At 43.8% G+C, this 24,849-nt stretch carries 26 protein-coding genes; 8 read left to right on the forward strand and 18 right to left on the reverse strand.

From position 1 onward, the window contains the following. Positions 1 to 23: 23 nt before the first annotated feature. The 6 genes from holA to INF29_RS06460 form a co-directional block, all read right to left on the reverse strand. Positions 24 to 1,031, reverse strand: a complete 1,008-nt coding sequence (gene holA, locus INF29_RS06435; protein WP_191344325.1) for a DNA polymerase III subunit delta — start codon at positions 1,029 to 1,031, stop codon at positions 24 to 26. After that, entirely contained in the window at positions 988 to 3,225 is a 2,238-nt protein-coding gene (locus tag INF29_RS06440; RefSeq protein WP_193485363.1) for a DNA internalization-related competence protein ComEC/Rec2, read from the reverse strand. Before INF29_RS06440 ends, holA begins: the two co-directional genes overlap by 44 nt. Before the next feature lie 119 nt (positions 3,226 to 3,344). Continuing rightward, a complete protein-coding gene (locus tag INF29_RS06445) occupies positions 3,345 to 4,313 on the reverse strand; it encodes a GerMN domain-containing protein (RefSeq protein ID WP_087989684.1) in 969 nt (322 codons plus the stop codon). A gap of 51 nt (positions 4,314 to 4,364) precedes the next feature. Next, positions 4,365 to 5,837 carry a sensor histidine kinase gene (locus tag INF29_RS15050; protein ID WP_193485366.1) on the reverse strand — a complete coding sequence of 491 codons (1,473 nt, stop codon included), beginning with the start codon at positions 5,835 to 5,837 and terminating at the stop codon, positions 4,365 to 4,367. Then, positions 5,785 to 6,474: a response regulator transcription factor gene (locus INF29_RS06455; RefSeq protein WP_072849439.1), complete on the reverse strand. Its 690-nt coding sequence runs from the start codon at positions 6,472 to 6,474 to the stop codon at positions 5,785 to 5,787. The genes INF29_RS15050 and INF29_RS06455 overlap by 53 nt, the downstream gene beginning before the upstream one ends. A gap of 25 nt (positions 6,475 to 6,499) precedes the next feature. Then, positions 6,500 to 6,835 carry a ComEA family DNA-binding protein gene (locus INF29_RS06460; RefSeq protein WP_072849441.1) on the reverse strand — a complete coding sequence of 112 codons (336 nt, stop codon included), beginning with the start codon at positions 6,833 to 6,835 and terminating at the stop codon, positions 6,500 to 6,502. Between the two features lie 153 nt (positions 6,836 to 6,988). On the opposite strand from INF29_RS06460, the gene INF29_RS06465 reads away from it, so the two are divergent. Next, a complete protein-coding gene (locus INF29_RS06465) occupies positions 6,989 to 8,416 on the forward strand; it encodes a D-alanyl-D-alanine carboxypeptidase family protein (RefSeq protein ID WP_193485370.1) in 1,428 nt (475 codons plus the stop codon). Positions 8,417 to 8,632: 216 nt separating this feature from the next. Here INF29_RS06465 and INF29_RS06470 read toward each other — a convergent pair whose 3' ends face one another. The 3 genes from INF29_RS06470 to sigG all read right to left on the reverse strand — a co-directional run bounded on the left by INF29_RS06470 (position 8,633) and on the right by sigG (position 10,742). Further along, a complete protein-coding gene (locus INF29_RS06470; RefSeq protein ID WP_072852964.1) occupies positions 8,633 to 9,238 on the reverse strand; it encodes a DUF5662 family protein in 606 nt (201 codons plus the stop codon). A gap of 67 nt (positions 9,239 to 9,305) precedes the next feature. Next, the gene (locus tag INF29_RS06475) at positions 9,306 to 9,848 is read right to left on the reverse strand and encodes a hydrolase (protein WP_072852966.1); all 543 of its coding nucleotides are present in this window, start codon (positions 9,846 to 9,848) and stop codon (positions 9,306 to 9,308) included. Between the two features lie 117 nt (positions 9,849 to 9,965). After that, the gene (gene sigG, locus INF29_RS06480; protein ID WP_022254463.1) at positions 9,966 to 10,742 is read right to left on the reverse strand and encodes an RNA polymerase sporulation sigma factor SigG; all 777 of its coding nucleotides are present in this window, start codon (positions 10,740 to 10,742) and stop codon (positions 9,966 to 9,968) included. Between the two features lie 157 nt (positions 10,743 to 10,899). Here sigG and INF29_RS06485 point away from each other — a divergent pair, with 157 nt between their 5' ends. Next, positions 10,900 to 11,067, forward strand: a complete 168-nt coding sequence (locus INF29_RS06485; RefSeq protein ID WP_022254464.1) for a hypothetical protein — start codon at positions 10,900 to 10,902, stop codon at positions 11,065 to 11,067. Between the two features lie 49 nt (positions 11,068 to 11,116). Here the strand turns inward: INF29_RS06485 and sigE are convergent, their stop codons facing one another. The 5 genes from sigE to INF29_RS06510 all read right to left on the reverse strand — a co-directional run bounded on the left by sigE (position 11,117) and on the right by INF29_RS06510 (position 14,707). Beyond that, the gene (sigE, locus tag INF29_RS06490) at positions 11,117 to 11,848 is read right to left on the reverse strand and encodes an RNA polymerase sporulation sigma factor SigE (protein WP_072852968.1); all 732 of its coding nucleotides are present in this window, start codon (positions 11,846 to 11,848) and stop codon (positions 11,117 to 11,119) included. Continuing rightward, a complete protein-coding gene (locus tag INF29_RS06495; protein WP_193485372.1) occupies positions 11,845 to 12,708 on the reverse strand; it encodes a sigma-E processing peptidase SpoIIGA in 864 nt (287 codons plus the stop codon). Before INF29_RS06495 ends, sigE begins: the two co-directional genes overlap by 4 nt. A 108-nt stretch (positions 12,709 to 12,816) precedes the next feature. Next, the gene (locus INF29_RS06500; RefSeq protein WP_193485374.1) at positions 12,817 to 13,605 is read right to left on the reverse strand and encodes a nitroreductase family protein; all 789 of its coding nucleotides are present in this window, start codon (positions 13,603 to 13,605) and stop codon (positions 12,817 to 12,819) included. A 16-nt stretch (positions 13,606 to 13,621) separates the two neighbouring features. After that, positions 13,622 to 14,167: a putative ABC transporter permease gene (locus INF29_RS06505; protein WP_193485376.1), complete on the reverse strand. Its 546-nt coding sequence runs from the start codon at positions 14,165 to 14,167 to the stop codon at positions 13,622 to 13,624. Positions 14,168 to 14,335: 168 nt separating this feature from the next. Next, positions 14,336 to 14,707, reverse strand: a complete 372-nt coding sequence (locus INF29_RS06510) for a hypothetical protein (protein WP_193485379.1) — start codon at positions 14,705 to 14,707, stop codon at positions 14,336 to 14,338. A gap of 136 nt (positions 14,708 to 14,843) precedes the next feature. Between INF29_RS06510 and INF29_RS06515 the strand changes: the two genes are divergently transcribed. Continuing rightward, positions 14,844 to 15,371 (forward strand): hypothetical protein, encoded by a 528-nt coding sequence (locus tag INF29_RS06515; protein WP_193485384.1) that lies wholly within the window; start codon positions 14,844 to 14,846, stop codon positions 15,369 to 15,371. A 99-nt stretch (positions 15,372 to 15,470) separates the two neighbouring features. On the opposite strand, the gene INF29_RS06520 is transcribed toward INF29_RS06515, so the two are convergent. The 3 genes from INF29_RS06520 to INF29_RS06530 form a co-directional block, all read right to left on the reverse strand. After that, a complete protein-coding gene (locus tag INF29_RS06520; protein WP_193485386.1) occupies positions 15,471 to 16,325 on the reverse strand; it encodes a GDSL-type esterase/lipase family protein in 855 nt (284 codons plus the stop codon). Positions 16,326 to 16,336: 11 nt separating this feature from the next. Then, positions 16,337 to 17,671 carry an MBOAT family O-acyltransferase gene (locus tag INF29_RS06525; protein ID WP_193485388.1) on the reverse strand — a complete coding sequence of 445 codons (1,335 nt, stop codon included), beginning with the start codon at positions 17,669 to 17,671 and terminating at the stop codon, positions 16,337 to 16,339. 298 nt (positions 17,672 to 17,969) lie between these two features. Continuing rightward, the gene (locus INF29_RS06530; protein WP_087990275.1) at positions 17,970 to 18,935 is read right to left on the reverse strand and encodes a LacI family DNA-binding transcriptional regulator; all 966 of its coding nucleotides are present in this window, start codon (positions 18,933 to 18,935) and stop codon (positions 17,970 to 17,972) included. 294 nt (positions 18,936 to 19,229) lie between these two features. Here INF29_RS06530 and INF29_RS06535 point away from each other — a divergent pair, with 294 nt between their 5' ends. The 5 genes from INF29_RS06535 to INF29_RS06555 all read left to right on the forward strand — a co-directional run bounded on the left by INF29_RS06535 (position 19,230) and on the right by INF29_RS06555 (position 24,672). Beyond that, the gene (locus INF29_RS06535; RefSeq protein WP_193485390.1) at positions 19,230 to 20,543 is read left to right on the forward strand and encodes a Na+/H+ antiporter NhaC family protein; all 1,314 of its coding nucleotides are present in this window, start codon (positions 19,230 to 19,232) and stop codon (positions 20,541 to 20,543) included. Between the two features lie 139 nt (positions 20,544 to 20,682). Then, entirely contained in the window at positions 20,683 to 20,979 is a 297-nt protein-coding gene (locus INF29_RS06540) for a thiamine-binding protein (protein WP_022254475.1), read from the forward strand. A 10-nt stretch (positions 20,980 to 20,989) separates the two neighbouring features. Further along, positions 20,990 to 21,625, forward strand: coding sequence for an HAD family hydrolase (locus INF29_RS06545; RefSeq protein WP_072852984.1), 636 nt, complete (start codon positions 20,990 to 20,992; stop codon positions 21,623 to 21,625). A 780-nt stretch (positions 21,626 to 22,405) separates the two neighbouring features. Further along, on the forward strand, positions 22,406 to 24,307 hold the full coding sequence (locus tag INF29_RS06550) for an OPT family oligopeptide transporter (RefSeq protein WP_193485392.1): 1,902 nt from the start codon (positions 22,406 to 22,408) through the stop codon (positions 24,305 to 24,307). A 2-nt stretch (positions 24,308 to 24,309) separates the two neighbouring features. Continuing rightward, a complete protein-coding gene (locus INF29_RS06555) occupies positions 24,310 to 24,672 on the forward strand; it encodes a PqqD family protein (protein WP_072852988.1) in 363 nt (120 codons plus the stop codon). A gap of 96 nt (positions 24,673 to 24,768) precedes the next feature. Here the strand turns inward: INF29_RS06555 and INF29_RS15055 are convergent. Beyond that, positions 24,769 to 24,849, reverse strand: an 81-nt coding sequence (locus INF29_RS15055) for an IS3 family transposase (protein ID WP_330608303.1), incomplete at its 5' end; no start/stop codon positions are given.

The raw sequence follows: 24,849 nt of genomic DNA on the forward strand, positions 1-24,849 counted from the left end.
CCTTTTTTTATTTCAAATACATTTTAGGAAAAAGATGGGCTGCTGTATTTCACAAGCAGCAATTCCACCGCCAAGTCTTCTGCTATACGGCCGCTTTTGATATCCAGATCTGTTTCCAAACAATCTGCCAATGCCTGCTCCAGTTCCTTTATGGAAAAACTTTTGCTCTGGCGGAGATAATCCCGTACCGCAAAATCCCGCACTTCCAGTCTGCTTGCAATCTCTGCCTGCGCAGCCCCTTCTGCCGAAAGCAATGCACTGCCCAAAATCATGCGGAACTGTCTGGTCAGCAATGACAGCACCATATAAGGCGATTCTTTCAAAGATAGCAGATTAGAATAAATGGAAATGGCTTTTTCTGTCTTTTTCTCCCCCATTGCCCGCACCAGCTCAAAGACTTTTGCTTCCAAGGAAACAGAACATACAGCGGAAATATCTTCCTGGGTGATTTCTCCTGTGCTATCTTTATAGGCAATGAGTTTATCCATTTCCCGCTGGAGGTTTTCCATGCTGTTATCAGTTGTCCGCAGCAACAATACTGCCATGGCTTCCGAAAGCTGCACACCACCGGAAGCACATGTTTTCCGCAGCCAGGTGATGATTTCTTTTTCTTTCAGAGGTGCAAACTCCACAACCTGCCCTTCTTTGGCAATGGTTTTATAGAGTTTGCCTGTCTTTTCCGCTTTTTCCTCTACAAAAAGAATACAGGTGCTTTCCGGGCTATCCTTCAAAAACTCAACCAACCGTTCTCCCTCTTCTTTTCTGCCGTTTCTATGGAAAAACTCACTATTTCGAATGAGAACCAGACGCTTGTCATTGAGAAAAGGCAGTGTTTCCGCAGCGTCCATAATGGTAGCCGCGGTTGCCTTTTTCCCTTCCAGTATATCCGAGTTCATACTCTCTGTTCCCGGCGGCAAAAGTGCCTGCACCAACGCTTCTTCATAATTTTTCATGAGATACGTTTCCGTACCATAAAACAAATAGCATTTATGGAATTGGTGTTCCTTCCATTGCTTCTTTAATTCTTTCATAAATCGGTTTCCTTTCTGCCGCCGTTGTCACTTCCGCCGTACCTTCAGGCGGTATGTTCACAACAACGCTTCCCATTTCATCGGTGCGGAGAATTTCTGCACCACAGGCAGACAAACGTTCCAGCACTTCCTTGTGGGGATGTCCGTACAGATTATTGGCACCACAGGAAATCACTGCTGTTTCAGGAGTTAATGCCTGCAAAAAAGATTCTGTGGACGCCGTTTTAGAACCATGATGGCTGACTTTCAAAATATCTGTTTCCTCAATCAGATTATTCCGTTCCAGCAATGATTCTTGTTTTGCCTCCAAATCTCCCGTAAATAAAACAGATGTATCGCCATAAACATAACGCAGAACCAGAGAACGTTCGTTTTCAGATTCCGCTGTCTGATCCACATAAATAGGAAACAGACATTTCATTTCTCCAAAAGCTTCACTGCGGATCATATCCCCATGCTTCATAGTATATAACGAAATCTGTTTTTTTTCCACGATTTCCTGCAACTGCTCCTCCATCTGCACATCCACAGCTTCCATGGCAGAAACATAAACGCCCTCAACCGGCATATCATTCAGCAATTCCAGAATACCCATGCTATGGTCACTGTCCAGATGGCTGAGGAAAACAGCATCAATCTGTGTTACACCTTTTGATGCTAAATAAGGCTCTAATATGGTCACACCTGTATTTTCACCTAATTCTTTATTATACTTTCCGCCTCCATCAATAACAATGGCACGATGGTCGTAAGTCGTCAAAACAGCGCAGTCCCCCTGCCCCACATCCAAAAATGCCAGTGTATTTCTATGCCACAAGAGCCGGTTTCCTAACAGCATCACCAAAAGTAAAGCGGTACACGCTGCTGTTCCCACGCGAAAACGCATTTGCGGGCGATAAAAACAAATCAAACAAACCAAGCCATAAAAACACAAAATCCCAATGACAGGCGGCTTTCCAACTGCCACATAACTATAGGGAATCATAGTTACCAGCTGGCATACTTTTTCGTAAATCTGAAAGATCACATAAACTGGTCCAGCCATAAAAACCCCCGCCGGCAGAAAAATCATACCACACAATGCTGCCAACATGGTACAGCCAAGCAATATCCCACTCAAAGGCAGTATCACAAGGTTAGCCAATACGCTGACTGTGGAAATATAGTAAAAGTGATACGCCGCTACAGGCATGCCAAAGAGTGCGGCGAAAAAGGAAATCCCCATCATTTCCCCAATCTTGCCATACCATGTATGACCTTTGGGTATCACCTGTGAACCCACATAAATGCCCAGAACTGACAGAAAAGATAATTGAAAACCGGCGCTCCACAAATAAAAGGGATTTACCAGCAGAATCACCAGCGCCGCCAATGCAATGGAATTGAGCCATTCATGACGTTGGTATATTATCTGCCCCAAACAAACCAGAGAAATCATGACCATCGCCCTTACAGAGGAAGGTGAAAAACCTGTGAGAAACAGAAAAGCCATGCAGATACACAATGTCACTGCCGCTGTTTTCCGTTGGGATTGATGCAATATCCGCCGCAATATGACAGATATGTAGAACGCAAGCAATGACATATGCAAACCAGAAATACATAATATATGAGTCACACCCGCCTGCGTATAAAGTTCCTCTATACCAGCATCGATGTCATCCCGATCTCCTGTAATCATAGCTTCTGCCAATGCCCTTTCTTTTTGCGGCAGTATGGTTTCTAAAACATTTTTTACTCTATGGTTCCAAGCCGCCGCAATGGTGCCTGCTGTATTATGATGTTCCCCTGTTTTTTCCAGAGATTCCGGGAACATTTTGCAGTCATATCCTTCTGCATTCAAATACAGATATTCGTTATACCCACTAAAAATATCTCCATGGTCAAAGGGCTGTGCACTGCTGGAAAACGTGATTTCTTCCCCCTCTGTAAATGTCCCTCGATCCATATCAATCATATAAACCTTTTGATCTTTGTGAATCTCGCCCGTTGCTGTTTCTGTCAAATCTGCACGAACTGTCAGCTTCGGATAACCGCCGGAAGTTCTCTCCACTTTTGCCACATATCCTTCTCCTGTCACAGAAACGGGCGAGGCTGATACAAAATTTTCCGCCCCATGATAGCTTGTCAGCAGAAATCCCAGAGGAAATGCCAGCAGAAGAAGCAAATACCCTTTTCTTTTTATCTTTATCACAATATATGACCCACAAACAATGCACAAAAAAATACAGACCAGGCATACCAATAAAGATATACCCAGTCTGCAATAAATGCCACATATCATGAAAATCAATATCCAAAGTGCCGGTCGTTTCATTGCTTATTCTGTAAACGGATGGTCTGTAAACTTTCTACTGCCGTAAAAGGTGTACTAAAATCCAATACACCTTTATAATCTTCTATTTTTTCCCCTTCCATAAGGAACTGAACTTTATCCACTTCTTCCAGCTCACAAAGGGAATTTACAATGGAATAAACTGTTACAACATCGTTGATATTCGCCGTTGCGGTTTTCGTCAGGAAATCCTGACTCAAGTTCACATAACAAATACCATCTTTCGTTGTGGTAACATCCCGAATCTTTGTATCAGCCGGAACCGTAGGATAATATCCTTTTTCCAAAGGACCTGCGATGAGCTGTTCCAAAATGGTTTTTTCCCTTGCCTGGTTGGCATTGACTTCCACCACGCGGTCCTCAATCTGAAAATCTGTGCCATCTGCATTGGTAAAATATAGTTTCAAGATGGCATATTCCGTTGTTTCCGCCGGAACATCTCCGTCAATGCGGACATTCTCCCGATTCATAACACCAATCTCTTTTCCCTGCTGGTTCCGCAAAGAACGTCCTTCCACTGTCAGTTCCACATTATCAATCATATCCAAAGAAGTCAACGTCCAGACGATTGCAGAACGGCAGACAACTTCCTGCGCATTGTCCAATGCTAGATAAGAAGAAGAAACATCTACCACTGCTTTTTTATCCTCCAGTTGTACAGACAAAAACTCCACTTCCGCCGGAACAGCAGTAACCATTCCGTCCTTTTTCGGGTCTTCTTTCATACGTTCCAGCAAATGAAATGCCATGTTGGACGTTTCTGTTTCCTGGGGTACATTTGTACGCACTTCCTTTAAGGAATTATTCGCTGATACCAGATAATACACTTCTGCATCTGCCATACCGGAGGTGCCTAATTTGCTTCCCAGCAAAAACAAACAGGGAAGCAGGATTATGCAGACAATCACGACAAGTGCAAGATGCAAAAGCCATTTTTTCTTTTTCATCAGCCGCAATCACTTCCTTCCCTGTAAAGTCTGCTGTATCTCTGTTTCTGATTAGCTATTTTGGTGCAGAGGAATCCGCATCTGGATAGAAGTACCTTCCTCTTCCTTACTGTTGACCTTGATGCTGCCGTTATGCATCATCACAGTGGCGTAAGTAATGGAAAGCCCCAGACCTGTTCCTCCGGTTTCTCGGTCACGTGTCTTATCCACGCGATAAAAACGTTCAAAAATACGATTGATTTCATCCTCAGGAATGCCAATCCCTGTATCAGTAACGGTAATAAATGCATTTTGATGGTCTGCATCCAATACCACTGTCACATTGCCGCCTTCCGGTGTATATTTGATGGCATTATCCACCAGATTGGAAATGGCAAGGGTCAGTTTCATCTCATCTGCTTCTGCCAGCACCTCTTTTTCCTTGCTGTAATGAATCTGGATTTGTTTCGCCGCTGCAAGGGGTGTCATACGTTTGATGATGTCCTCCATGACCTTATTCAGATCTGTTTCCGCAAAGTTCAGCGGAATTTCTTTCTGATCCAGTTTTACCAATGTCAGCAAATCATTGATGATGGCAGACATACGGTCGATTTCGGAGTTTATGTCATGCAAAAATTCTACATACATTTCCTTAGGCACTTCTTCCTGAAGGAGAATGGATTCACTCAATACCTTGATGGAACTCAGTGGTGTTTTCAATTCATGGGATACATTGGAAACAAACTGCTGACGACTGGAATCCACTTTTTCCAGCTGGTCTGCCATATGGTTACATGCAAGCGCCAGATCCACAATTTCGTTATGTGTCTGATTTTTGATTTCCAGACGCTGTTCCAAATGACCTTCTGCCATTTTCTGAATGACTTTGATCATACGTTTCAGCGGCTCTGTAAACATTTTGGACATGATAATCATCACAATGATGACAATAACCAGAAGCGTAATCATCATGATATAGGCTTTGCTTGCAATATCGCCTACTGTCGCATCCACGTCATGCAAAGAGTCCGCAATAAAGACAACACCATCATGCTGACTGCCACTGCCCACAATTGATGCAGCCGCATAAACAGTGCCGTTTCTCTGTTCTCTGGCAACATCCTTATCCTGAAGGGCTTCCAAAACTTCTGGTACCAGATAGGTTTTGCCTACTTCTTCATACCCGGTATCATATACCACCCGGGCGGAAGCATCCAGCACAAGCACACGAAAATCCTCATCCTGACTGGTCTTCAGCACCATCTCTTCCAGACTTTCCTGATTTTCCGCGTTGGTAAAAAAGTCATAAGAAGCAAGCTGCCCAGCAATGACATTGGCTTCGCTGAGAAGTTCTTTTTTTCGTTCTTCTACAAAATATCCCTGAATGGAATGCAGTATGGTGTTTGCCATCAGAAGCAGAGGAATGACCCCGATGATAACATAAGTCACCAACAACACCCATCGCAGGCTGATAAAAGGTGCCTCTCGTTTCTTAGTTAAAATAGTAACCAACTCCCCATTTTGTAAAGATATATTTGGGTTCACTTGGATTTGCTTCTATTTTTTCGCGCAGGCGACGCACATGTACATCCACTGTACGCACATCGCCGGGATAATCATATCCCCATACGGTATCCAGCAGTTTTTCACGGCTGTAAACCTTTCCGGGATTTTCCATGAGCAGTTCCAACAGGTCAAATTCTTTGGCTGTCAAATTCACTTCTTTACCATTGATGAATACCCGGCGGCTGTCATAAGCCAGTTCCAAATCACGCGCTTTCAGCACGTTTTTTGCCTGTGGTTCCGCTGTCACCTTCTTTACGCTGCGGCGCAGAATTGCTTTGATTCTCGCTTTCAGCTCCAGAATATTAAAGGGTTTTGTGATATAGTCATCAGCGCCGTATTCCAGCCCCATAATCTTGTCCATATCTTCCCCTTTTGCTGTTACCATGATGATGGGAATCTGAGAAAATTCACGCACCTGCTGGCAAACCTGCAAACCGTCCATTTTGGGCAGCATGACATCCAGCACCACCAGATCGAAATTTCCTTCTTTGATATATTGCAGCGCTTCTTCCCCATCGTAAGCTGCTGTTACTTCCATTCCATCCTGTTCCAATGAAAATTTGATTCCTTTGACAATCAGTTTTTCATCGTCCACTACCAAAATATGATACGCCATTTTGCCCTTTCCTCCTGTTCTAAATCTAATCTACGGTAAGCTCTCCTGCAATCTTCGCATAAGTCTTTTCCCCGATGCCTTTTACATTTTGAATGTCTTCGATCTTCGTAAAAGGACCGTTTTCTTCACGATATGTCAAAATCCTTTCTGCCATTTTCTCACCAATGCCATCCAAAAGCATCAATTCTTCTTTGCTTGCCGTATTTAGGTTAATCGCATCATCCACTGCAATTTCCACTGTTTCCACCGCCGGTGCCGTTTCTTGTATCACCTTTCCGTCATAATACAAATGACTGTACCAGAAGCCCGATGCCAGCAGAAAAATCGCAGCCAGTGTCACTTTCCATCTTTCTTGTTTCATAAAACATACCCTCTTGGCAATATTTTAAGAAAAAATTTGTTTTTATTTTTGGTTGTTTTCTGGTATACTTTTAAAGATATGGTATGCAGAACACATTCCCATACTTTTTTTATTTTACCACAAAAACAAAAATTATCAAAGTAGGAGAATTTTATGAAGCACAAAATTTTCAGCCTGATCCTTGCAGCGACACTTCTTTTCACCGCTGCGTTTCCAGCATATGCAACAGAAACAGAAGGAACCGAAACAGAAACGACTGAATCCACAACAAATACCGATGGAACATCCACAGATATCACTTCCGATGAACTGTCGCTGACAGCGGAATCTGCCATATTGATGGATGCCACCACCGGTAAAATATTGTACGAGAAAAACAGCCGCACCAAACAGTATCCTGCCAGCATCACAAAGCTGATGACCATTCTGCTGGCACTGGAACATGGCAGTCTGGAGGATGAGATCACCTTTTCTCACGATGCCGTATTCAGCATCGAACCTGGAAGCGCTCATATTGCCATTCAGGAAGGGGAAATCCTGACACTGGAGCAAGTGCTTTATGGTATCATGCTCCGTTCTGCCAATGAGTGTGCCAACGCTGCAGCAGAATATGTAGATGGTTCTCTGGAAAAATTTGCGGAGCATATGACAGCCAGAGCCAAGGAATTGGGATGCGAAAACACAAACTTTGTCAATGCCAACGGTTTGTTTGACGAAAACCATTACACCACCGCTTATGATATGGCACTGATCGCACAGGAACTACTGAAAAATGAAACCTACCGCAGCATGATGTCCAACACTTATTATGTGATTCCTCCCACCAACAAACAGCCGGAGGAACGCCCCCTTCACGGACAGCATCAGATGCTTAACGAAAGTTCCCTGTATTATTACGAATATGCCGAAGGCGGCAAAACAGGCTACACTGTAGAAGCCCAGAACACACTGGTGACCTATGCCAAACAGGGAGACACAGAACTCATTGCCGTTGTACTGAAATGCAATGGCGCACAGCATTATGTAGATACAAAAGCACTGTTTGATTACGGCTTTGCCAATTACCAGACAGTAAAAGCATTCTCTGCTGCAGATTTGACACAGAATGTGGCAATCACAGAAACATACAAAGACAAAACCACTACACTGGATACCATCACAGTGGCACCTGCCAGTGACGTTTATGTGACCATTCCCAAAAATGCAACCATTGAAAACATCACAAAAGCTGTTGACTGTCCAGAAAGTGCTTCCGTTCCCGTTGCTGTCGGCGACAAACTAGGTACCGTTGTACTTTCCATGGATGGAGAAGCTCTTGCCACTGTCGATCTGACTGCACAAAAGGAAGTAAAAGCAACCACTGACGAAGAACGTGCGGCGCAGGCAGCGGCAGCCAGAAATAAAATCTTGAAACGCATTGCCATTGGTGTTGGTATTGTATTTGGCATTTTAGTTGTTGTTTTCTGCTGCTGCAGATACATCGGCTACCAGAGACGGGAACGCCGCCGTGCCATGAAAAAAGCCAAACGTCAGGAACGTTTGAGACAACATCATTCCCACACTTTCAGACATAAAAGATAACTAAATGATAAAAAGAAGGCTCCATAAGTGCCATCTTCATAAGAAAACAAAAAAGCTGAGATCCTTATCATAACAAAGGATTTCAGCTTTCTTATTTTACGGAAAATTTACTTGGTATGTTTTCTTCTAAAGACAGCCATCGCAATTCCCTTTCAGAAATCAAAAACAAGAAAATGCAATGTTTTCTTAAGGAAAATCAGCTTATATGGAGTCTTTTTATCTTTTCTTTCTGATTTCATTCCGATGCAGAAATTCCCGCAGTCTTTGCTGTCGATCGTGGCGCAGGATTTTTCTTACATAAGCAAATGTTTCATCTTCCCCACGCACTGCCAGCATTTTCAGCAAACGTTCCAGCAGCCGCAAAGAATCTGGATGCATCAGTGTATGCACCCTTCTGCTTTGTTTATGATACAGCCAAGGGCTGGCATCTGTATAGTTTTCTTTCTGATATACCTTGCATGCCGCAATACGGTCCATAAACATTTCTACAACGAAATGTACAGGCATTTTCATGCCGCCCAGAATTTCTCCCGGCTTCAAAGTATAATCAATCCAATATTCAAAGTGGTGCTTATTCCGTCCTTTGTGATGGAGCCAAGAGGAGGAATAGCCCTTTGCTTCACGTTCCGCATTATTGGGGCTGCGGTCTCCCTGAAAATATCTTGCACCCACTAGAAATTCTGTCGGAGAATATTTGGAAAGGTCATGCATCAGTCCCTGCCGGTACAAACCGACACGAAAACAATTCTGCCGAACCAGTTTTCGATGGTATGTAATGGTGCGAAAATGTTCTTTGCCCTTCCAGTTTTTCCAGAAACCCATAAGCCGCCTTCTTTCTGTTTCTCATTGTTGGAAAGGACACCCCCGCAGGAGTGTCCTGAAAATCCTTTTATTTTACCAGTTTGGAAATCACTTTGAAATGAGGGGATTTTGCGCCGCCTGTCAGTTCAAAGAGAACTGCTTCACAAGTTGTCAGGTATGCGCCTTCTTTTTCCAGACGTTTGATGCCCATTTCTTTGTCGTACAGTTTTCTGGAACCAATGCAGTCTGCAGGAACGAATACGTTCAGACCTGCTTCCATCAGATCCAGTACAGTCTGCAATACGCAGATGTGCGCTTCTACGCCGCAAACGATGATGTTTTTCTTGCCCAGCGCTTTTGCCCAGGAAGCAAATTCTTCGCATTCACAGCAGGAAAAAGATGTTTTTTCCATATAATTAAAATCAGCAAAAGCTTCTTTTACTGCAGGAACAGTATCGCCCAGACCTTTTGTGTACTGCTGAGTCACAGCCACAGGCACACCAAATTCCTGCAAACCTTTTGCCAGGATTACTGTTTTTTCCACAATGGCTTCATTGTCATGGATGGCAGGAACCAGACGTTCCTGAAAATCGATAAAAAGTGCTGCTGTATCTTCTGCACGCAGTTTCATAAACAAATTCCTCCTTGATTCAAAAATATTTTCGTTTTACTCAAAAATATTTTACTCTAAAAAAGGACGGTTGTCCATAGAAACCACATCCACAAAAAGGAAACCTTTTTCTATAAATCACACATACTTCCGCATCCGCTTCAAAGCAGATTTTTCCAGACGGGAAACCTGGGCCTGACTGATGCCAATTTCACTACTGACTTCCGTTTGTGTTTTCCCTTCAAAAAACCGCAGTGCAACGATTTTCTTTTCCCTCTCTGATAAATGATGCATGGCTTCCTGCAAAGAAAGGTTTTCCAGCCAAAGCTTATCACCGTTTTTGTCGTCACTGACCTGATCCATCACAAAGAGCGTATCTCCGCCGTCATGGTATACTGGTTCAAAAAGAGAAACCGGGTCCTGTATGGCATCCAATGCCTGCACCACGCTTTCTTTGGGCAATCCCATTTCTTTGGCAATTTCATCCACAGAAGGTTCTTTGGATTTCTCTGCCGTGAGCCGTTCCCGCACCTGCAAGGCACGATATGCCGTATCCCGCAGGGAACGGGAAACCCGAATGGTATTATTATCCCGCAGATACCGCCGCACTTCCCCGCTGATCATAGGGCAAAGGTAACTGGAAGGCATCACATCCAGATCCGGATTGAAATTTTCAATGGCTTTCAAAAGCCCCACGACGCCTACCTGAAACAAATCGTCCATATCTTCATTGCGATTCTCAAACCGCTTAATCACACTCAAAACAAGACGCAGATTCCCCTCTATGAGCAATTCTCTGGCGCTTTCGTCACCGTCATGATACCGACGGAACAGTTCCTTTGCCTGCAATGCACTCAACACTGGCAATTGCGCTGTATTCACGCCACTAATCTCTACTTTTTTATAATATCCCATTGCCTACACCCCCGCTCGAATTCTTTCGAAATTCTATGAAAGAATTTTCCCTGCGGGCAGGCAAAATATACCTCGCAAAAACTGCCATATTCTTCTATGGAAACAGGAGCATACTTTTTTAGAAAAAGGATATGCTGTTGAAAAAGGAGTTGATTTCATGCGCAGCAAAGAACAGACGGAAGCCATCACCAACTTACAGGAATGTCGAGACAGCACCAGACGCATTTCCTTTCAGAGCCATGGACAGCCGATGCAGGCATTTGAAAACGGCTGTGGCAGAACGAAAAATACGGACTTTGAGCCCCTTCATTATCTGGACACATGAAAAATCCCCCGTGCATGGCACAGGGGTTCTCACCTTCTTTCTCTCTCCATTACATCAATTTATTCATTTCTTTTTTCAGCCGCCCCATAATTTTCTTTTCCAAACGGGAAATATAGGACTGGGAGATACCTAAAATATCTGCCACCTCCTTTTGGGTGCGTTCTGTGGTTTCCGGCAAAATTCCAAAACGCATCTGGACGATCTGCCGCTCTCTGCCGGAAAGTTTCTCCATAGCTTGGTGGAGCAGGTCTTTATTGACCTCATCTTCGATACTCTTGTAAATGGCATCGCTTTCCGTTCCCAAAATATCAGAAAGCAGCAGTTCGTTTCCCTCCCAATCCACATTAAGGGGCTCATCTATGGAAACCTCTGCCCGGGTTTTGCTATTCCGGCGCAGATACATGAGAATTTCATTTTCAATACATCTTGAAGCATAGGTTGCCAACTTGATGTTCTTATCTGTTTTAAACGTATTGATGGCTTTGATAAGTCCAATGGTACCAATGGAAATCAAATCTTCCACATTGATACCTGTATTTTCAAATTTTCTGGCAATATATACCACCAGACGCAGATTTCGCTCGATGAGTACGGATTTCACCTGCAAATCATCCTCACCGCCCAGCTGCTCCAACAGCAAAGCCTCTTCATCCGGCTTCAGCGGCGGCGGAAATACATCACTTCCTCCAATATAAAAAATCCCTGTGGCTTTCTGCCACTTCTTCAACCAGCTTTCCAGACGATATTTCCAGAAAAACAGTTGATACTTCCATGCTTTCATATGCCTTCCTCCTCCAACAAAACAGGCGGAACCAGTGCAGCTGACCCACCTGTAAAACGATCCATATAAATGCCAATGGGCATCTGTTCATATTTCCTGCTGATTTTGCCTTGTGTTACCGTCAAGTGTTCCGCCATAAACAATGTCAGCATACCGGATGATGTTCCTACGGCAGCAAAAGGTATTTGAGAGAAAAATGCCGCATCTTTTTCTGGCAGAGATTTTCCCAAAAGCAGACAAAGGGCACTTTCCTTAGGCAGCAGAGGTACACATCTGGCAAGTTCCAAAACCACCACGGGTTTTCCCCCTTCTGTGCGCAGTTCATTGCCCGTATCCAGAAAACCTGTGCAATTCACTGTTTTTCCGCCGGATTCCACGGTTATCCTGCAATACTGTCCTCTGTTTTTGCCGTGACATTCCAGCCATCCAGCCCCTGCTTTCAGGAGTATGTAAAACAGCAGACAGCCCCAGAGCAAACGCTGCCATGGCATCATGGAAACGGAAATGGTCAGCCCTTTCCCCAGAAATCGCTGGGCATCCGTAAAAGCAAAAAGCATCTCCAGAAAACCACCCAACAGAAAAGAAGCTATCCCCAACGCTGCCAGAAGCTGGAAGAATCCTGAGAAGCTTTTGGGGAAATACGTAATTTCCAGCCCCAGAAGCATCATGACAGCAGACAGCACAAATCCCGTTTTTATACCAAATACCAACAAAAGGCAAAAAAACAGTGATGGAACAAATCCGCCTAAAATGAGCTGCCACCAACGGCATTTTCTGGACAAAAGCCTTCCGGCAGTCCATAGTGTCAGGCAGGAACAGATGCCATTGACGAAAAACACCACATCTATGTAAAGTTCCACATTGTTCCCTCCTGTCCTTATTATAAAAAAATAGGCAGGCAAAACTTGTCGCATCGGCTGAATGGCATAAAAAAAAGACTGTCAAAATACGACAGTCTTTTTGATTTCTTATTTCCATGTAACGTTTGCTTTTTTCCGTGGAACGGTACGGCGATATTTCACAGCAGGATATCCCATGAGCATACAAACTGCTACCTGTTCTCCTGCGATACCAAGGAGTTCCTGTACTTCCGGGCTGTAGAAAATTCCTCTCTGGATAAAGCCACTATACAAGGAGCCCAACCCTTCTGCTTCTGCCATCAATTCCATACTTCTGGCAGCCAGCGGAGCATTCCAAGGTCCTTCACATGTCAATACCACCAGTACAGGGGCACCAAAGAACAGCGCATCCTTTGTTTTATCCGCTTTTCTGCGGTCAATAAACCGCTGGAGCATGCCACGGTAATGGGGAATTTCGCCTGCTTCCAGCATCCGTTCCAAACCTTCCCAGATCAGATCTTTTACCCGTTCCATCTGTTCCTGCACTACAACAAAATGTACATTCTGTCCGTTGCTGGCAGTTGGTGTATAGCGTCCTGCTTCCACAACACGTTCCAGTTTTTCCTGTTCCACAGCTTTGGGCTGATACTGTCTTGTGGAACGGCGGAATTTCAGGAAATTCAGGAAGTTTTCCGCAGGTACTTTGAATGTTTCCGCATCATAAGGCATCACATCTGCCATGTCATAAGCGCCATCCATGGTAACTGCTCCCACAGGACAGACTGCCACACAATGCCCACATTCCATACATTTCATTTTCACTTTGGCTTTGCCATCTTCCACACGAATGGCACTTGCCAGACAATCTTTTTCACACATACCGCAGCCGATACATGTTTCTGTATTCACACGAATCATATCTTACACCTCTTTATTACACTGTCAAAAATATATGATAGAAAAAATCTACACAAATCAGTACAAACAGGCTCCCCGACAACAGACTTCTCATTTTTTCTGTCAAAGCGCCATTGGCTTTTTCCAGCAGCGGCTGTACACAATAGAGGAAAAACATGCCACCAATGCCAAAGCGAATACTTGGATTGAGAGCAATTCTGCCTTGAAAATTCCACGCAAAGCGGTCATAATCCCAAAGCCATCCTCCTGTGGTCCATTCCATGATGTAACTGGTCAAAAGTTCCAGCCCCGTTGTCAAAGCCACAATACCCAAAAACACCAGTATGGGTGTGACATTGATTTTTCCAAAGGTAATCCGTTTCTTTTTCAAGGGCTGTAACACCAGCAAAATAATGACAGCACCAAAACCATAAACCGGCAAATATGGTCCAAATAAAAAACCCCTGTTTGAAAATCCCCAGCGGTATACCACCACTTCTAAAAAGACTTCGTAAATCCAGCCAATGACAGCATAAGCCATAAAATACAAAAACAAAGCCTGTCCCTTTTTGAATGCCCCCATTTGCGCCTCCTTTTACCTAATATATTTCTATTGCAGACTTATTTTAACATAAATCCTACAAAAATACCAGAAATTTCATAGGATATAAAAACCCCTTAAGAAATGGAGGTTTGCACACATTTCCTAAGGAGCAAATTTACTTTATCCTATATTGAATGGAAGCGTCCGTTAAGCATCCACGCCGGGAACCATGGGATCAGGAACAACCGGTTCTGTTACAGGCGGAATACCAGCGCAGTCTGTGCAGACATCATCGGCTGTTGCGCCTTTGCAGTTTACATAGCTTTCGCCAACCGTTGCCACAGCGCCAAAGGCTACAGGTACTGCCACACAAATATTCTGGGAAATGGTGAAAGAACAAGTACCGTTTTTCACACCTTCACAAGTATCTCTGCCGGATACGACTACCGGATCGCCACGGCATTTTGTAACTGTTTTCCCAGCCTCTGCAAAAGGTGTTACTGTAACGGGTACACATACGGAAGCCGCCTGATACCCCACTGCGGGACAAGTCTGATTTTCCATTTCATTGATTTCCATTGAAAAGCACTCCTTTAATTTTTTATATTGACAAGATATGCCCACATTTCTTTTTGGTGACTGTAAGGCAAAAACTTTTTCACAGTCCTCCAATCCACTCATACTATAAACCAACAAAAGAAAATCAGGTGATTCTATGAAGAAAAAGTGTCTTGCCCAGCGGCTCCGTCATTCTCCGCGGCATATGCGTCATTCTCTGCGGCATATGCGTCTTTCGGACCGCTGTCTTTGCCTGTTTTTGCTGTTTTTATTATTACAATCAGCTTGGCATATTTTTTTGCCGCCTGATCTCACAAAGGAATTTGATGCTATGGATGCCATGATCCGCAGTTCCGCTGCCACCATATTTGGTTATTTCATCAGCAATGCTTTTGGGAGCATGCCAGAGAAAAGCGAAAATGAAATTCCTCTGGAAAGCCGCGAAAAAATCCCCGCAGAATCCCCCTCTGAGGAAGGTCCTCTGCCATCTGGCACAAACTGCCGTATCCGACAGCAAATCCTCATCGTTGCTGGCGTAGGTTTTTTCTCACTGGTCATCCTCACCTTTGTCCGTATGTGTACTTCTCCATCTCAAGATGCCATTGCTTCCCTTTCTCAATTTCAGGATTTTTTGGTTGGCAGTATTGGTTTTTTGGTTGGACATGCAAAATATGAACGGGCGTAATACAAAAAGCTGCTTTTCCTTAAGCAAACATTCTGTGATAATAAGAAAGCTGAAATCTATCGCATAGACTTCAGCTTTCTTGATTATCTTATGAAAATTTCAGCTCTCCGGCGGCGTTGTAACAATCCCGTGCTCCATCAGGAAGGTTACCCACTGATCATAGCAGGCTGCCTTCAAATGGGCACTGTCAAAGGTATATTCTGTAGAAAGATTTCCTTTGCCATCGGAATATACCGTATTGACGTCAATATAGAATGTACGCCGTTGATCTGCCAATTTGGAAATATCCATATTACGCAGCTGGATATTTAGATTGTTGATATACTCATCTTCTGCAGAACGTTCTTCTGTTACATACAAGATACCCTGAATGAAGATGATGGCATTGGGCTGCAATTCTTTGATGTGATCCACCGCAGCCGAATATGTTTCCAAAAACTTTTCTCTGGTACCGGTACCCAGTTCATTGATACCGACCATCAGATAAATCTTACCAAACTGTTTTTCACGCAAAGCCTGTTCCAGTGTTCCCATACTGCCGTCTGCCAATGGCGCAATGGGTTCATCAAACAGCGAATAAATGGTCAGCCCAACTTCCGCATAGTATGTTGCGTTATCCAAACCGGAATATTCTGACATACCTACCATACGGGAATCACCGATAAACAGCGCATCGTCAAAATAAGACTGATCTACCGTTTCAAATTCACGAACAGGCCATTCTTCCGCTTCTGTTTCCTGTTCCTGCCCAACAATAACATTCCAAGCAGATTCTGTTTTGCCGCTATTCTGCATGCGGTTTTTCAAATCCATACAAGCATAGGCAACGCCGGGATGAAGTTTTCCATCATTCATTTCAACCGCTCCCTGGACACGCACATACTGCCCATAGCCTTCTGCTGCAACAACAGACAAAGCCAGCAGCAACAGCAGCGGATATTTGAATTTTCTCATTGTGCATCACCTCAAAACGAAAAATACATAAAGGGGTTATTCAATCCCATGGCAAGCTGATAAACAGACATCCAGAAAATCACCAGCAGTACCAAAATCCCCAAACCACGGCGGTAATTTCGTTTCAGCCACTTTTCTCCAAAGGGGAAAGCAAAGAAGATACCTGCCACCAGGAAAGGCCAATACATACTACCGTATTTCAGATAATCTCCTGCTGATACATTGATGCCTTCATAAGGCACAATAGGACCAAAGAGCCGCAGGAAACACCATACGATATCTGATAATTCCGGCAATGCGAAAAATACCCAGGACAAAGGAATCACCAACAATACATAGATATGCGCCAGCCATGGCTTGTTTTCCAAAAATTTACGCAGCCAGATTTTTTCCATAGCAATCCAGAAGAACAGGAACATCCCCCACATCAAGAAGTTTACACCAAAGCCATGCCACAATCCGGTCAAAAGCCATACGGCGAACAGATTGATGATGGTTCTGCCAGTTCCCTTTCGGCTGCCTCCCAGAGGGATATAAACATAATCCCGGAACCACGCACCAAGGGTAATATGCCAACGGCGATAGAATTCAGATACGGATTTGGACAAATAGGGGCTGTCAAAGTTGTTTGGCATGGTGTAGCCCAACATCTTCGCAATACCGATTGCCATCAGGGAATACCCCTGAAAGTCGAAATACAGCTGCAAACTATAGCCAATGACACCCATCCATACCAACTGCGTAGAAACACTGGGAAGCCCAATGGTCTGAATTTCTCGCCAAAGTCCTGCCAGCTGATTGGCAAGAAGCACTTTGTAGCCCAGACCAATGATAAAACATGCAGCACCATATTCGATGTTCACACCATTACGGGTAGGTTTTTCCCCCATGAGCCGCACTTTTCTTGTTTCCATCTGCTCCAGACGGGCAATAGGACCAGAAAGGAGTTTCGGGAAAAACAGAATATAAGATACCAAATCCAGCAAACTTTTTTCTGTGGGTTTGCGATACGTATCCACAAGCAGTGCCAGAATGGTAAAGATTACGAAGCTGACACCGGGCATCAGCTGATCTGATGCTTTATTCCAAACCAAAAACGCTGTAAATGCCAAAACAGATACGATCAAAGCCGGCTTACCTTTTTTCCGCACCCAAAACGCAGCTGCAACGGCACATACAGTCAATCCCAGCAGATATGGCAGCCAAGACAGGCATGACACGCCATAAAAGAAAATACTGCCTACGATAATGGCAGCTTTTTTCCCCTGGGCTGAAGGTATCAAATAATATATCAATACAAATACAGGCAAAAACCATATGATAAACGGAATACTTCCAAAATCCAATGCACTGTTCCTCCTATTTCTTACTCTCTATATAGACAAAATAAACGCAAAAAAAGTTGCATTTTGTCGAAATTGTTTCCAAAAAAATCCGACGCCTGCCAGCGGCAGACATCGGAGCCCCTTTGGTTGACAGAATATCGACCTATATTATACGGCACAACGTACCCAGAAACAAGCCCTCAAGACAGTTTCCTCCTTTTTTTCCATTTTACACAAAATAGGGAAAAAGTTTGGTGATACGTCTGTCTTTTTTTCTTATGAAACTGTAAAAAAATAGAAATTATGTCACTTTTTCTCCTCAAATTGTTGCCCTGTCCGTATAACTAAAAGGCAGCACGATTTTCTTTCCCTTTGACCCTAAAGCATACTGCTGTTCCAGACAGGAAAGCAAAATCGCAACATACTGACAAATGTCAAAGTCAATGGTGGAAAACAGCGGTTCTGTTCCCGGATTGGTAAAGAAACAATTCAGTGTTAGAATACCTGCTTCTTCCGGCACTTTCTTTCCGCTTCCCCAGATAGCCGCTGCAATGCTCATTGCCGTGCGCTCGTCTACAGCAAAAATAGCTGTCCGCTGTTCTTCTGCTTTGAGATACTCCTGTAAATTTTCCTGCATTTCCATTCGGTTATTGCAGGTCAGGAATTTCTCTGTAAAACCACGTTTTTCCGCCATATACTTCCAGTAGTGATATACCATACCTTCTTTTGCTTTCGCTTCATTTTCCGCAATGCCCGCATAGATCACACGACTATATTCCCGTTCCACAAACTTTGTCTGAATCATATCCACAGCCATGCGATAATCCGGTGAGATGCTGGTATATTCTGCCAAATCTGGTGAATCTCCTAGAAAAATCACATTGCTGTTACATTCGGAAAGCTGCTTTGCGCTTTGCGTATCAAACTGTCCAATGGCTGCAATCCCTGTCAAATGCGGCATAGGTTCCAGCTTTTTATTCTGGTCTAAAGAAATATTGAACAATCGGATTTTTCTTTGCCTGCACAACTCTTCCAAATATGTTTTCGCCTGCATTGCCATATAAAAAGCCGGTATAGACAGCCCTGCCGTTTCATAGGCAATGCCGATGACCTGCTCTTTCTGCTCCTGCTGACGTTCCTTACGATATCCCAACGCTTCTGCTGTTTCCAAAATACGGCGACGTGTTTCCTCTGTCACATGCATGTCCGGTTTTTCATTCAGCACACGCGATACTGTGGATAAAGCAACATTCGTCTGATCTGCGATATCTTTTAATGTTGCCATACAATCCCCCCTTTTTAGGCAAAAAGAATGCATATTCCTTCTTTTTACCCTATTATATCTGTTATTTTCTATTTCTCCTATACCTATTTTGTAGAATATTTTCTATTTTTATGGATTTTTGTAAGAACACAAAAAAAATTGCTTTTTTTCTCACATGTTTTTTCCGTATTTTCGTCAAAATTATTTTTATATTTCAAAGAAAATTTATATTTTTGCATCTATCTTGTATTATAACGAATGCTGTTGTATGATTACAGTAAGGTAAAAAAATAAAAAAAGAAAGTAGGTCTCAGTATGAAAAAAGGCAACCCTTTCGCACTGATTCCCATTGTGGTGTTCCTTGTGCTGTTCATCGCAGTGGGTATCATCGACAACTCTCATGGCGGCATGTTCGGCGATTCTCTGCCTGCCATTGTGGGCTTCGTCATTGCACTCGTTGTGGCTTTTCTCCAGAATCCAAAAGGACAGAAACTCTCCTTTGAAGAAAAGCTGAACAACATGGCCCGTGGTGCCGGTGACGAAAACATCATGATCATGTGTCTGGTATTTATTCTGGCAGGCGCATTCTCCGCTTCTGTAAAAGCGGCTGGCGGTGTAGATTCCACCGTAAACTTTGGCTTATCCATCATGCCCGGCAGCGTTGCCGTGGTCGGGGTCTTTGTGGTAGGCTGCTTCATCTCCACTTCCATGGGTACATCCGTTGGTACCATTGTTGCACTGGCACCCATTGCCATCGGTATCAGTGAAAAAACTGGTATTGCAATGCCGCTGTGTATCGGCGCTGCTGTCTGTGGTGCCATGTTCGGGGATAACCTGTCCATGATTTCTGACACAACCATTGCTGCTACCAGAACACAGGGATGCGATATGAAAGACAAATTCCGTGAAAACTTCAAAATCGCATTGCCCGCAGCAATCCTGACAGCTATTTTACTCTTCCTGCGCACCAAAGGCAATGATTATGTCATGGAAGAAGCACTGGAATACAACTTCATCCGTATCGTGCCTTATCTGGTGGTACTCATCGGTGCACTGGCTGGTCTGAACGTATTTATGCTGCTGGTAGGCGGCACATTTCTTTCTCTGTGCATCGGTATCGCTTACGGCGACTTCACTCTCATTGAAAGCTTCGGCATCATGGGCGAAGGTATCATGGGCATGTACGATATTACCGTTATTTCCATCATCGTTGCCGGTCTGGTTTCTCTGGTACGTCAAAATGGCGGTATCGACTGGCTGCTGTACATTATCCGCCGCTGCATCCGTGGTCCCAAAGGCGCACAGATCGGGATTGCCGCTCTGTCCTCCGTTGTAGACTGCTCCACAGCAAACAATACTGTTGCCATCGTTATTGCAGGTCCCATTGCTAAGGAAATCGCTAGCGATTACGACATTTCTCCTAAGAGAACCGCATCCCTGCTGGATATTTTCACATCCGTTTTCCAGGGGCTGATTCCTTACGGTGCACAGATGCTGTATGCTTCTGCCGCAACAGCCACCGCAGCAGTCAGCGTATCTTCCGTAGAAATCGTACCTTTCTGCTATTACCCCATCCTGCTGGGTATCTGTGCACTTGTATTTATCATTTTTGAAAAGAAAAAATCCTGATTTCTTTCGTCCTTACCCATCTGGGTAAGGACTTTTTTCTGCTCAAAAACCATCAAAAACTGTGTCTTTTGCCCCTTCTGCTGCCCTTGCCTTTTTTTCCAAAAAGTGCTAAACTGACGGAAAAAGGAGGTTTTGAAAAATGTATACAACAAGTATTGCAGTTCAGGTACTGCCTGACGTTACAGAAACAGAAAAGGTTCTTGCCATTGTAGATAAAGTCATTGCCTACATTGACAGCACAGGTTATCACTATGTGGTTGGTCCTTTTGAAACCACCATCGAAGGCGATCTGGAAGGTCTGATGGCTATCGCAAAACGCTGTCAGGAAATCCCCATCGAAGAAGGCGCACCTTCCACAAAAACATATATCAAAGTATTCCACAACCCTACTGGCGTACTGACCATCAACGAAAAAATCGACAAATTCAATAAATAAGGATACGCATATGACAAAACATATTATTTTCGATCTGGACGGCACACTCATCGATTCCATGCCCGTCTGGAGAAACACAGGAAAACGCTATCTGGAAAGCCACAACATTCCCATTCCCCCCAACCTGCTTTCCGTGATGAAAAAACAGACATTGCCACAGACGGCAGAATTTTTCCGTCAGGAATTGGGGGCAACACAGACTGTACGGGAAATCTGTGACGAAGTCATTTCTTATGTTGCAGACCAGTATGCAAATTCCATTCCACTGAAGCCTTTTGTAAAAGAATTTCTGGAACAGGAAAAAAGCAAAGGCACAAAGATGTGTATTCTGACTGCTTCCGAAGCGGATTATATCCATCTTGCGCTGAATCGTCTGGAACTGCTGCCCTATTTTGAATTTGTGGCAACATGCACCGAAGTAGGCGCATCCAAAGATAGCCCCAAAGTGTTCCAAATGATGATGGAACGGTTAGGCGGAACTTTAGAAGATACCATTGTCTTTGAAGATGCTTACTACGCAATCAAAAGCGCAAAAGACGGCGGTTTTACTGTCTATGCCATTGCAGACCCTACCTCTGACAGTGAAAAACAAGCCATTTCCAGCACTGCAGATCGGTATATCCAGAGCTACGAAGAATTGCTCTAAACTTACACAAAATCAAAAGCAGTACATCATCTATAACTGCTGCACAAAGCAATTTAGCCGGAATCTTTAAAATACAAAGAATTCCGGCTATTTTATTTTTATCAGAATTGTTCTACATCACCCCATATTGTTTTCATTTTGTAATCAGGAAAAAGATTATATGCTTAGGAGCATTTTCATAAGAAAACAGAGAAAGTCAAAAGCCTTATTATGACAAAGGATTTGGGCTTTCTTAATTATATTGAAATTCTATTTGATATGTTTTCGTCTAAAAAAAGTCATCGCAATTTCTCTTAAGAAATCAAGGAAATAGAAAATCAATGTCTTCTTAAGGGAAAGTTCCTTTGTGAACCTATTTTGTGTATGCTTATTTGTCGGTCATTTGTCAGATATATCGGTATACATTTTCTTACGCTTTCTTGAAAATTACTACACAAAAAGTGTAATTTCATTTTTAATTTTCAATTTATTTCATCTTTCGCAAAGATTGTCTTTTTATGCAACCATACATTTTTATATTCACGCCATGTAATTAGCCACTTTTTAAAGCTTCATATCCGCAAACCATTGATTTTCCGTCTTTCTTATCATACAAGGTATTTAAAAATGTACAATTTAGATAAAAAATTTCAAAAATCTTACTGTAAATAAATGGAAATAACGATAATTTCACGAAAAAACATATGAAAATATGCATAAAACACTTGTCGTACATATCGTTTTATACTATACTGATACATGTTGGCCAATCAAAAAGAATTATAAAGAAGGAAGAGAAACATGAGCGAAAACAAAGATTTCAAACCGTACATTCCGGCGGAGAAAGTTACCCCGGAAATCACAGTGACATCTGTTATCGTCGGTGTCCTGTTAGCGATTATCTTTGGTGCAGCAAATGCATACTTAGGTCTTCGTGTTGGTCTGACAGTATCTGCTTCCATTCCTGCGGCAGTTATTTCCATGGCAATTATCCGTATCGTCATGAAGAAAAACTCCATTCTGGAAAGCAATATCGTACAGACAATCGGCTCTGCCGGTGAATCCCTGGCAGCCGGTGCAATTTTCACTCTGCCTGCTCTGTTCCTGTGGGCAGCGGAAGGTAAAGGGGAAAACCCTGGTCTTCTGGAAATCACAGTCATCGCACTTTGCGGTGGTATCCTGGGCGTTATGTTCATGGTACCCCTGCGTAACGCGCTGATTGTAAAGGAACACGCAACTCTGCCCTACCCCGAAGGTACAGCATGTGCAGACGTACTGCTGGCTGGTGAAGAAGGCGGTTCCAACGCCTCCACCGTATTCAAAGGCATGGGCTTTGCAGCTATCTTCAAATTCATTGTAGATGGCTTGAAACTGGTTCCCAGTGAAATCAACTACACATTCAAAAGTCTGGGCGGTCAGATTGGTACCCAGATTTACCCTGCGCTGATTGGTGTTGGTTACATTGTAGGCCCCAGAATTTCCTCCTACATGTTCGTAGGTGGTCTGTTCGGCTGGTGTGTACTGATTCCTATTATTCTGCTGTTCGGCAGCGACATTGTTATGTATCCCGGTACCACAACCATCGCGCAGATTTTTGCAGAAAGCGGTCCCAGCGGCATTTGGGGCAGCTATGTTCGTTACATCGGTGCAGGTGCCATCGCTACTGGTGGTCTGATCAGCCTGATCAAATCTTTCCCTCTGATCTGCCGTACTTTCGCGCAGGCAATGAAGGGTCTGAAAAACAGCGGCGCACACGGCACAGCTCGTACAGATCAGGATCTGCCTATGAACGTCATCCTGATCAGTATCGCTGCAGTTGCACTGGTTATCTGGCTGTTCCCTGCAATCCCTGTTAACCTGGCAGGCGCAATCATGATCGTTGTATTCGGTTTCTTCTTTGCAACCGTTTCCGCACGTATGGTTGGTCTGGTAGGCAGCTCCAACAACCCTGTTTCCGGTATGGCAATCGCAACACTGCTGATTGCAACACTGCTGCTCAAATCCATGGGCATGACAGGTATCGAAGGTATGACAGGCGCCATTGCCATCGGTTCCGTTATCTGTGTTATCGCAGCTCTGGCTGGTGACACTTCTCAGGACTTGAAAACAGGTTACCTGCTGGGTGCAACACCTAAAAAACAGCAGATCGGTGAATTGATCGGTATCCTGGCTTCTTCCCTGGCTATCGGCGGCGTTCTGTATCTGCTGCACAAAGCATGGGGCTATGGCACAGCGGAAATCCCTGCGCCTCAGGCAACACTGATGAAAATGATCGTAGAAGGTATCATGGGCGGCGACCTGCCCTGGTCTCTGGTATTCATCGGCGTATTCATTGCCATCGGCATTGAAATCGTTGGTGTACCTGTAATGCCTTTTGCTGTTGGTCTGTATCTTCCCGTTCAGCTGAATGCATGTATCATGATTGGCGGTATCATCAATCTGCTGATGAACAGAAGAAAGAACGTAGACCAGAAAACAAAAGACGCACAGCTCAACGACGGTACTCTGTACTGCGCTGGTATGATCGCCGGCGAAGGTCTGGTTGGTATCGCACTGGCAATTCTGGCAGTATTCACAATCGATCCTTCCAATCTCCTGGACGGCTTCAGCCTGGGCGTCATCGGCAGCATCGTTGTACTGGCTCTGATCATTCTGACACTGTTGAAATCCTCCCTTTGGGGTAAAAACAGGGTGAAGAAATAAGCATGAAAAAGAAAAAAGAAACACCACAAATCAATTATCTGGATATGATTCCATCCCATAACATCGAGAATTGGCAAACAGCAGAGGATGGTGTCGTAACCCTGATGGTAGAAAACAGCGGACTGTTCAACAGCATTGCACAGAAGGTATTCAAAAAACCGAAATACACACAGGTTCATTTGGATACCATGGGCAGTTTTCTCTGGCCTCGTATGGATGGACAGAAAAGCGTTGCGGATCTGGCACTGGAAGTAAAGGCAGAATTCGGAAAAGAGGCAGAACCCCTCTACCCCCGTATTGCCAAGTATTTTCAGATTTTAGAAAGTTATCACTTTGTAAAATTAGCTCCAAAGAGCAACCCTTGATTTCTACCTGATTGTTTCATAAAAAACAAATATAGCCGGAATCCTTAAAGTGAACTGAACCCAAAAAGTTAGACAATATTTTCAAATTAAAATTGTTTAAGAAGCCAGAAGGGCTTGTTGTCTGTAAATTGCAGGTGGCAAGCCCTTTAACTTTGCTTTGATTCGATGGTTATTATA

It is taken from the genome of Anaerotignum lactatifermentans (assembly GCF_014982935.1).
Taxonomy (GTDB): domain Bacteria; phylum Bacillota; class Clostridia; order Lachnospirales; family Anaerotignaceae; genus Anaerotignum; species Anaerotignum lactatifermentans.

Excerpts from the sequence above, each read along its gene's own strand:
- INF29_RS06470 (WP_072852964.1), bottom strand. The coding sequence starts at position 9,238 with ATGGGTTTCTGGAAAAACTGGAAGGGCAAAGAACATTTTCGCACCATT.
- INF29_RS06485 (WP_022254464.1), top strand. The coding sequence starts at position 10,900 with ATGCGCAGCAAAGAACAGACGGAAGCCATCACCAACTTACAGGAATGT.
- INF29_RS06520 (WP_193485386.1), bottom strand. The coding sequence starts at position 16,325 with ATGAGAAAATTCAAATATCCGCTGCTGTTGCTGCTGGCTTTGTCTGTT.
- INF29_RS06555 (WP_072852988.1), top strand. The coding sequence starts at position 24,310 with ATGAAAAAGAAAAAAGAAACACCACAAATCAATTATCTGGATATGATT.
- INF29_RS06550 (WP_193485392.1), top strand. The coding sequence starts at position 22,406 with ATGAGCGAAAACAAAGATTTCAAACCGTACATTCCGGCGGAGAAAGTT.
- INF29_RS06465 (WP_193485370.1), top strand. The coding sequence starts at position 6,989 with ATGAAGCACAAAATTTTCAGCCTGATCCTTGCAGCGACACTTCTTTTC.
- INF29_RS06530 (WP_087990275.1), bottom strand. The coding sequence starts at position 18,935 with ATGGCAACATTAAAAGATATCGCAGATCAGACGAATGTTGCTTTATCC.
- INF29_RS06535 (WP_193485390.1), top strand. The coding sequence starts at position 19,230 with ATGAAAAAAGGCAACCCTTTCGCACTGATTCCCATTGTGGTGTTCCTT.
- INF29_RS06500 (WP_193485374.1), bottom strand. The coding sequence starts at position 13,605 with ATGATTCGTGTGAATACAGAAACATGTATCGGCTGCGGTATGTGTGAA.
- INF29_RS06445 (WP_087989684.1), bottom strand. The coding sequence starts at position 4,313 with ATGAAAAAGAAAAAATGGCTTTTGCATCTTGCACTTGTCGTGATTGTC.
- INF29_RS06540 (WP_022254475.1), top strand. The coding sequence starts at position 20,683 with ATGTATACAACAAGTATTGCAGTTCAGGTACTGCCTGACGTTACAGAA.
- INF29_RS06505 (WP_193485376.1), bottom strand. The coding sequence starts at position 14,167 with ATGGGGGCATTCAAAAAGGGACAGGCTTTGTTTTTGTATTTTATGGCT.
- holA (WP_191344325.1), bottom strand. The coding sequence starts at position 1,031 with ATGAAAGAATTAAAGAAGCAATGGAAGGAACACCAATTCCATAAATGC.
- INF29_RS06475 (WP_072852966.1), bottom strand. The coding sequence starts at position 9,848 with ATGAAACTGCGTGCAGAAGATACAGCAGCACTTTTTATCGATTTTCAG.
- sigG (WP_022254463.1), bottom strand. The coding sequence starts at position 10,742 with ATGGGATATTATAAAAAAGTAGAGATTAGTGGCGTGAATACAGCGCAA.
- INF29_RS06460 (WP_072849441.1), bottom strand. The coding sequence starts at position 6,835 with ATGAAACAAGAAAGATGGAAAGTGACACTGGCTGCGATTTTTCTGCTG.
- INF29_RS06455 (WP_072849439.1), bottom strand. The coding sequence starts at position 6,474 with ATGGCGTATCATATTTTGGTAGTGGACGATGAAAAACTGATTGTCAAA.
- sigE (WP_072852968.1), bottom strand. The coding sequence starts at position 11,848 with ATGAAAGCATGGAAGTATCAACTGTTTTTCTGGAAATATCGTCTGGAA.
- INF29_RS06545 (WP_072852984.1), top strand. The coding sequence starts at position 20,990 with ATGACAAAACATATTATTTTCGATCTGGACGGCACACTCATCGATTCC.
- INF29_RS06515 (WP_193485384.1), top strand. The coding sequence starts at position 14,844 with ATGAAGAAAAAGTGTCTTGCCCAGCGGCTCCGTCATTCTCCGCGGCAT.
- INF29_RS06510 (WP_193485379.1), bottom strand. The coding sequence starts at position 14,707 with ATGGAAATCAATGAAATGGAAAATCAGACTTGTCCCGCAGTGGGGTAT.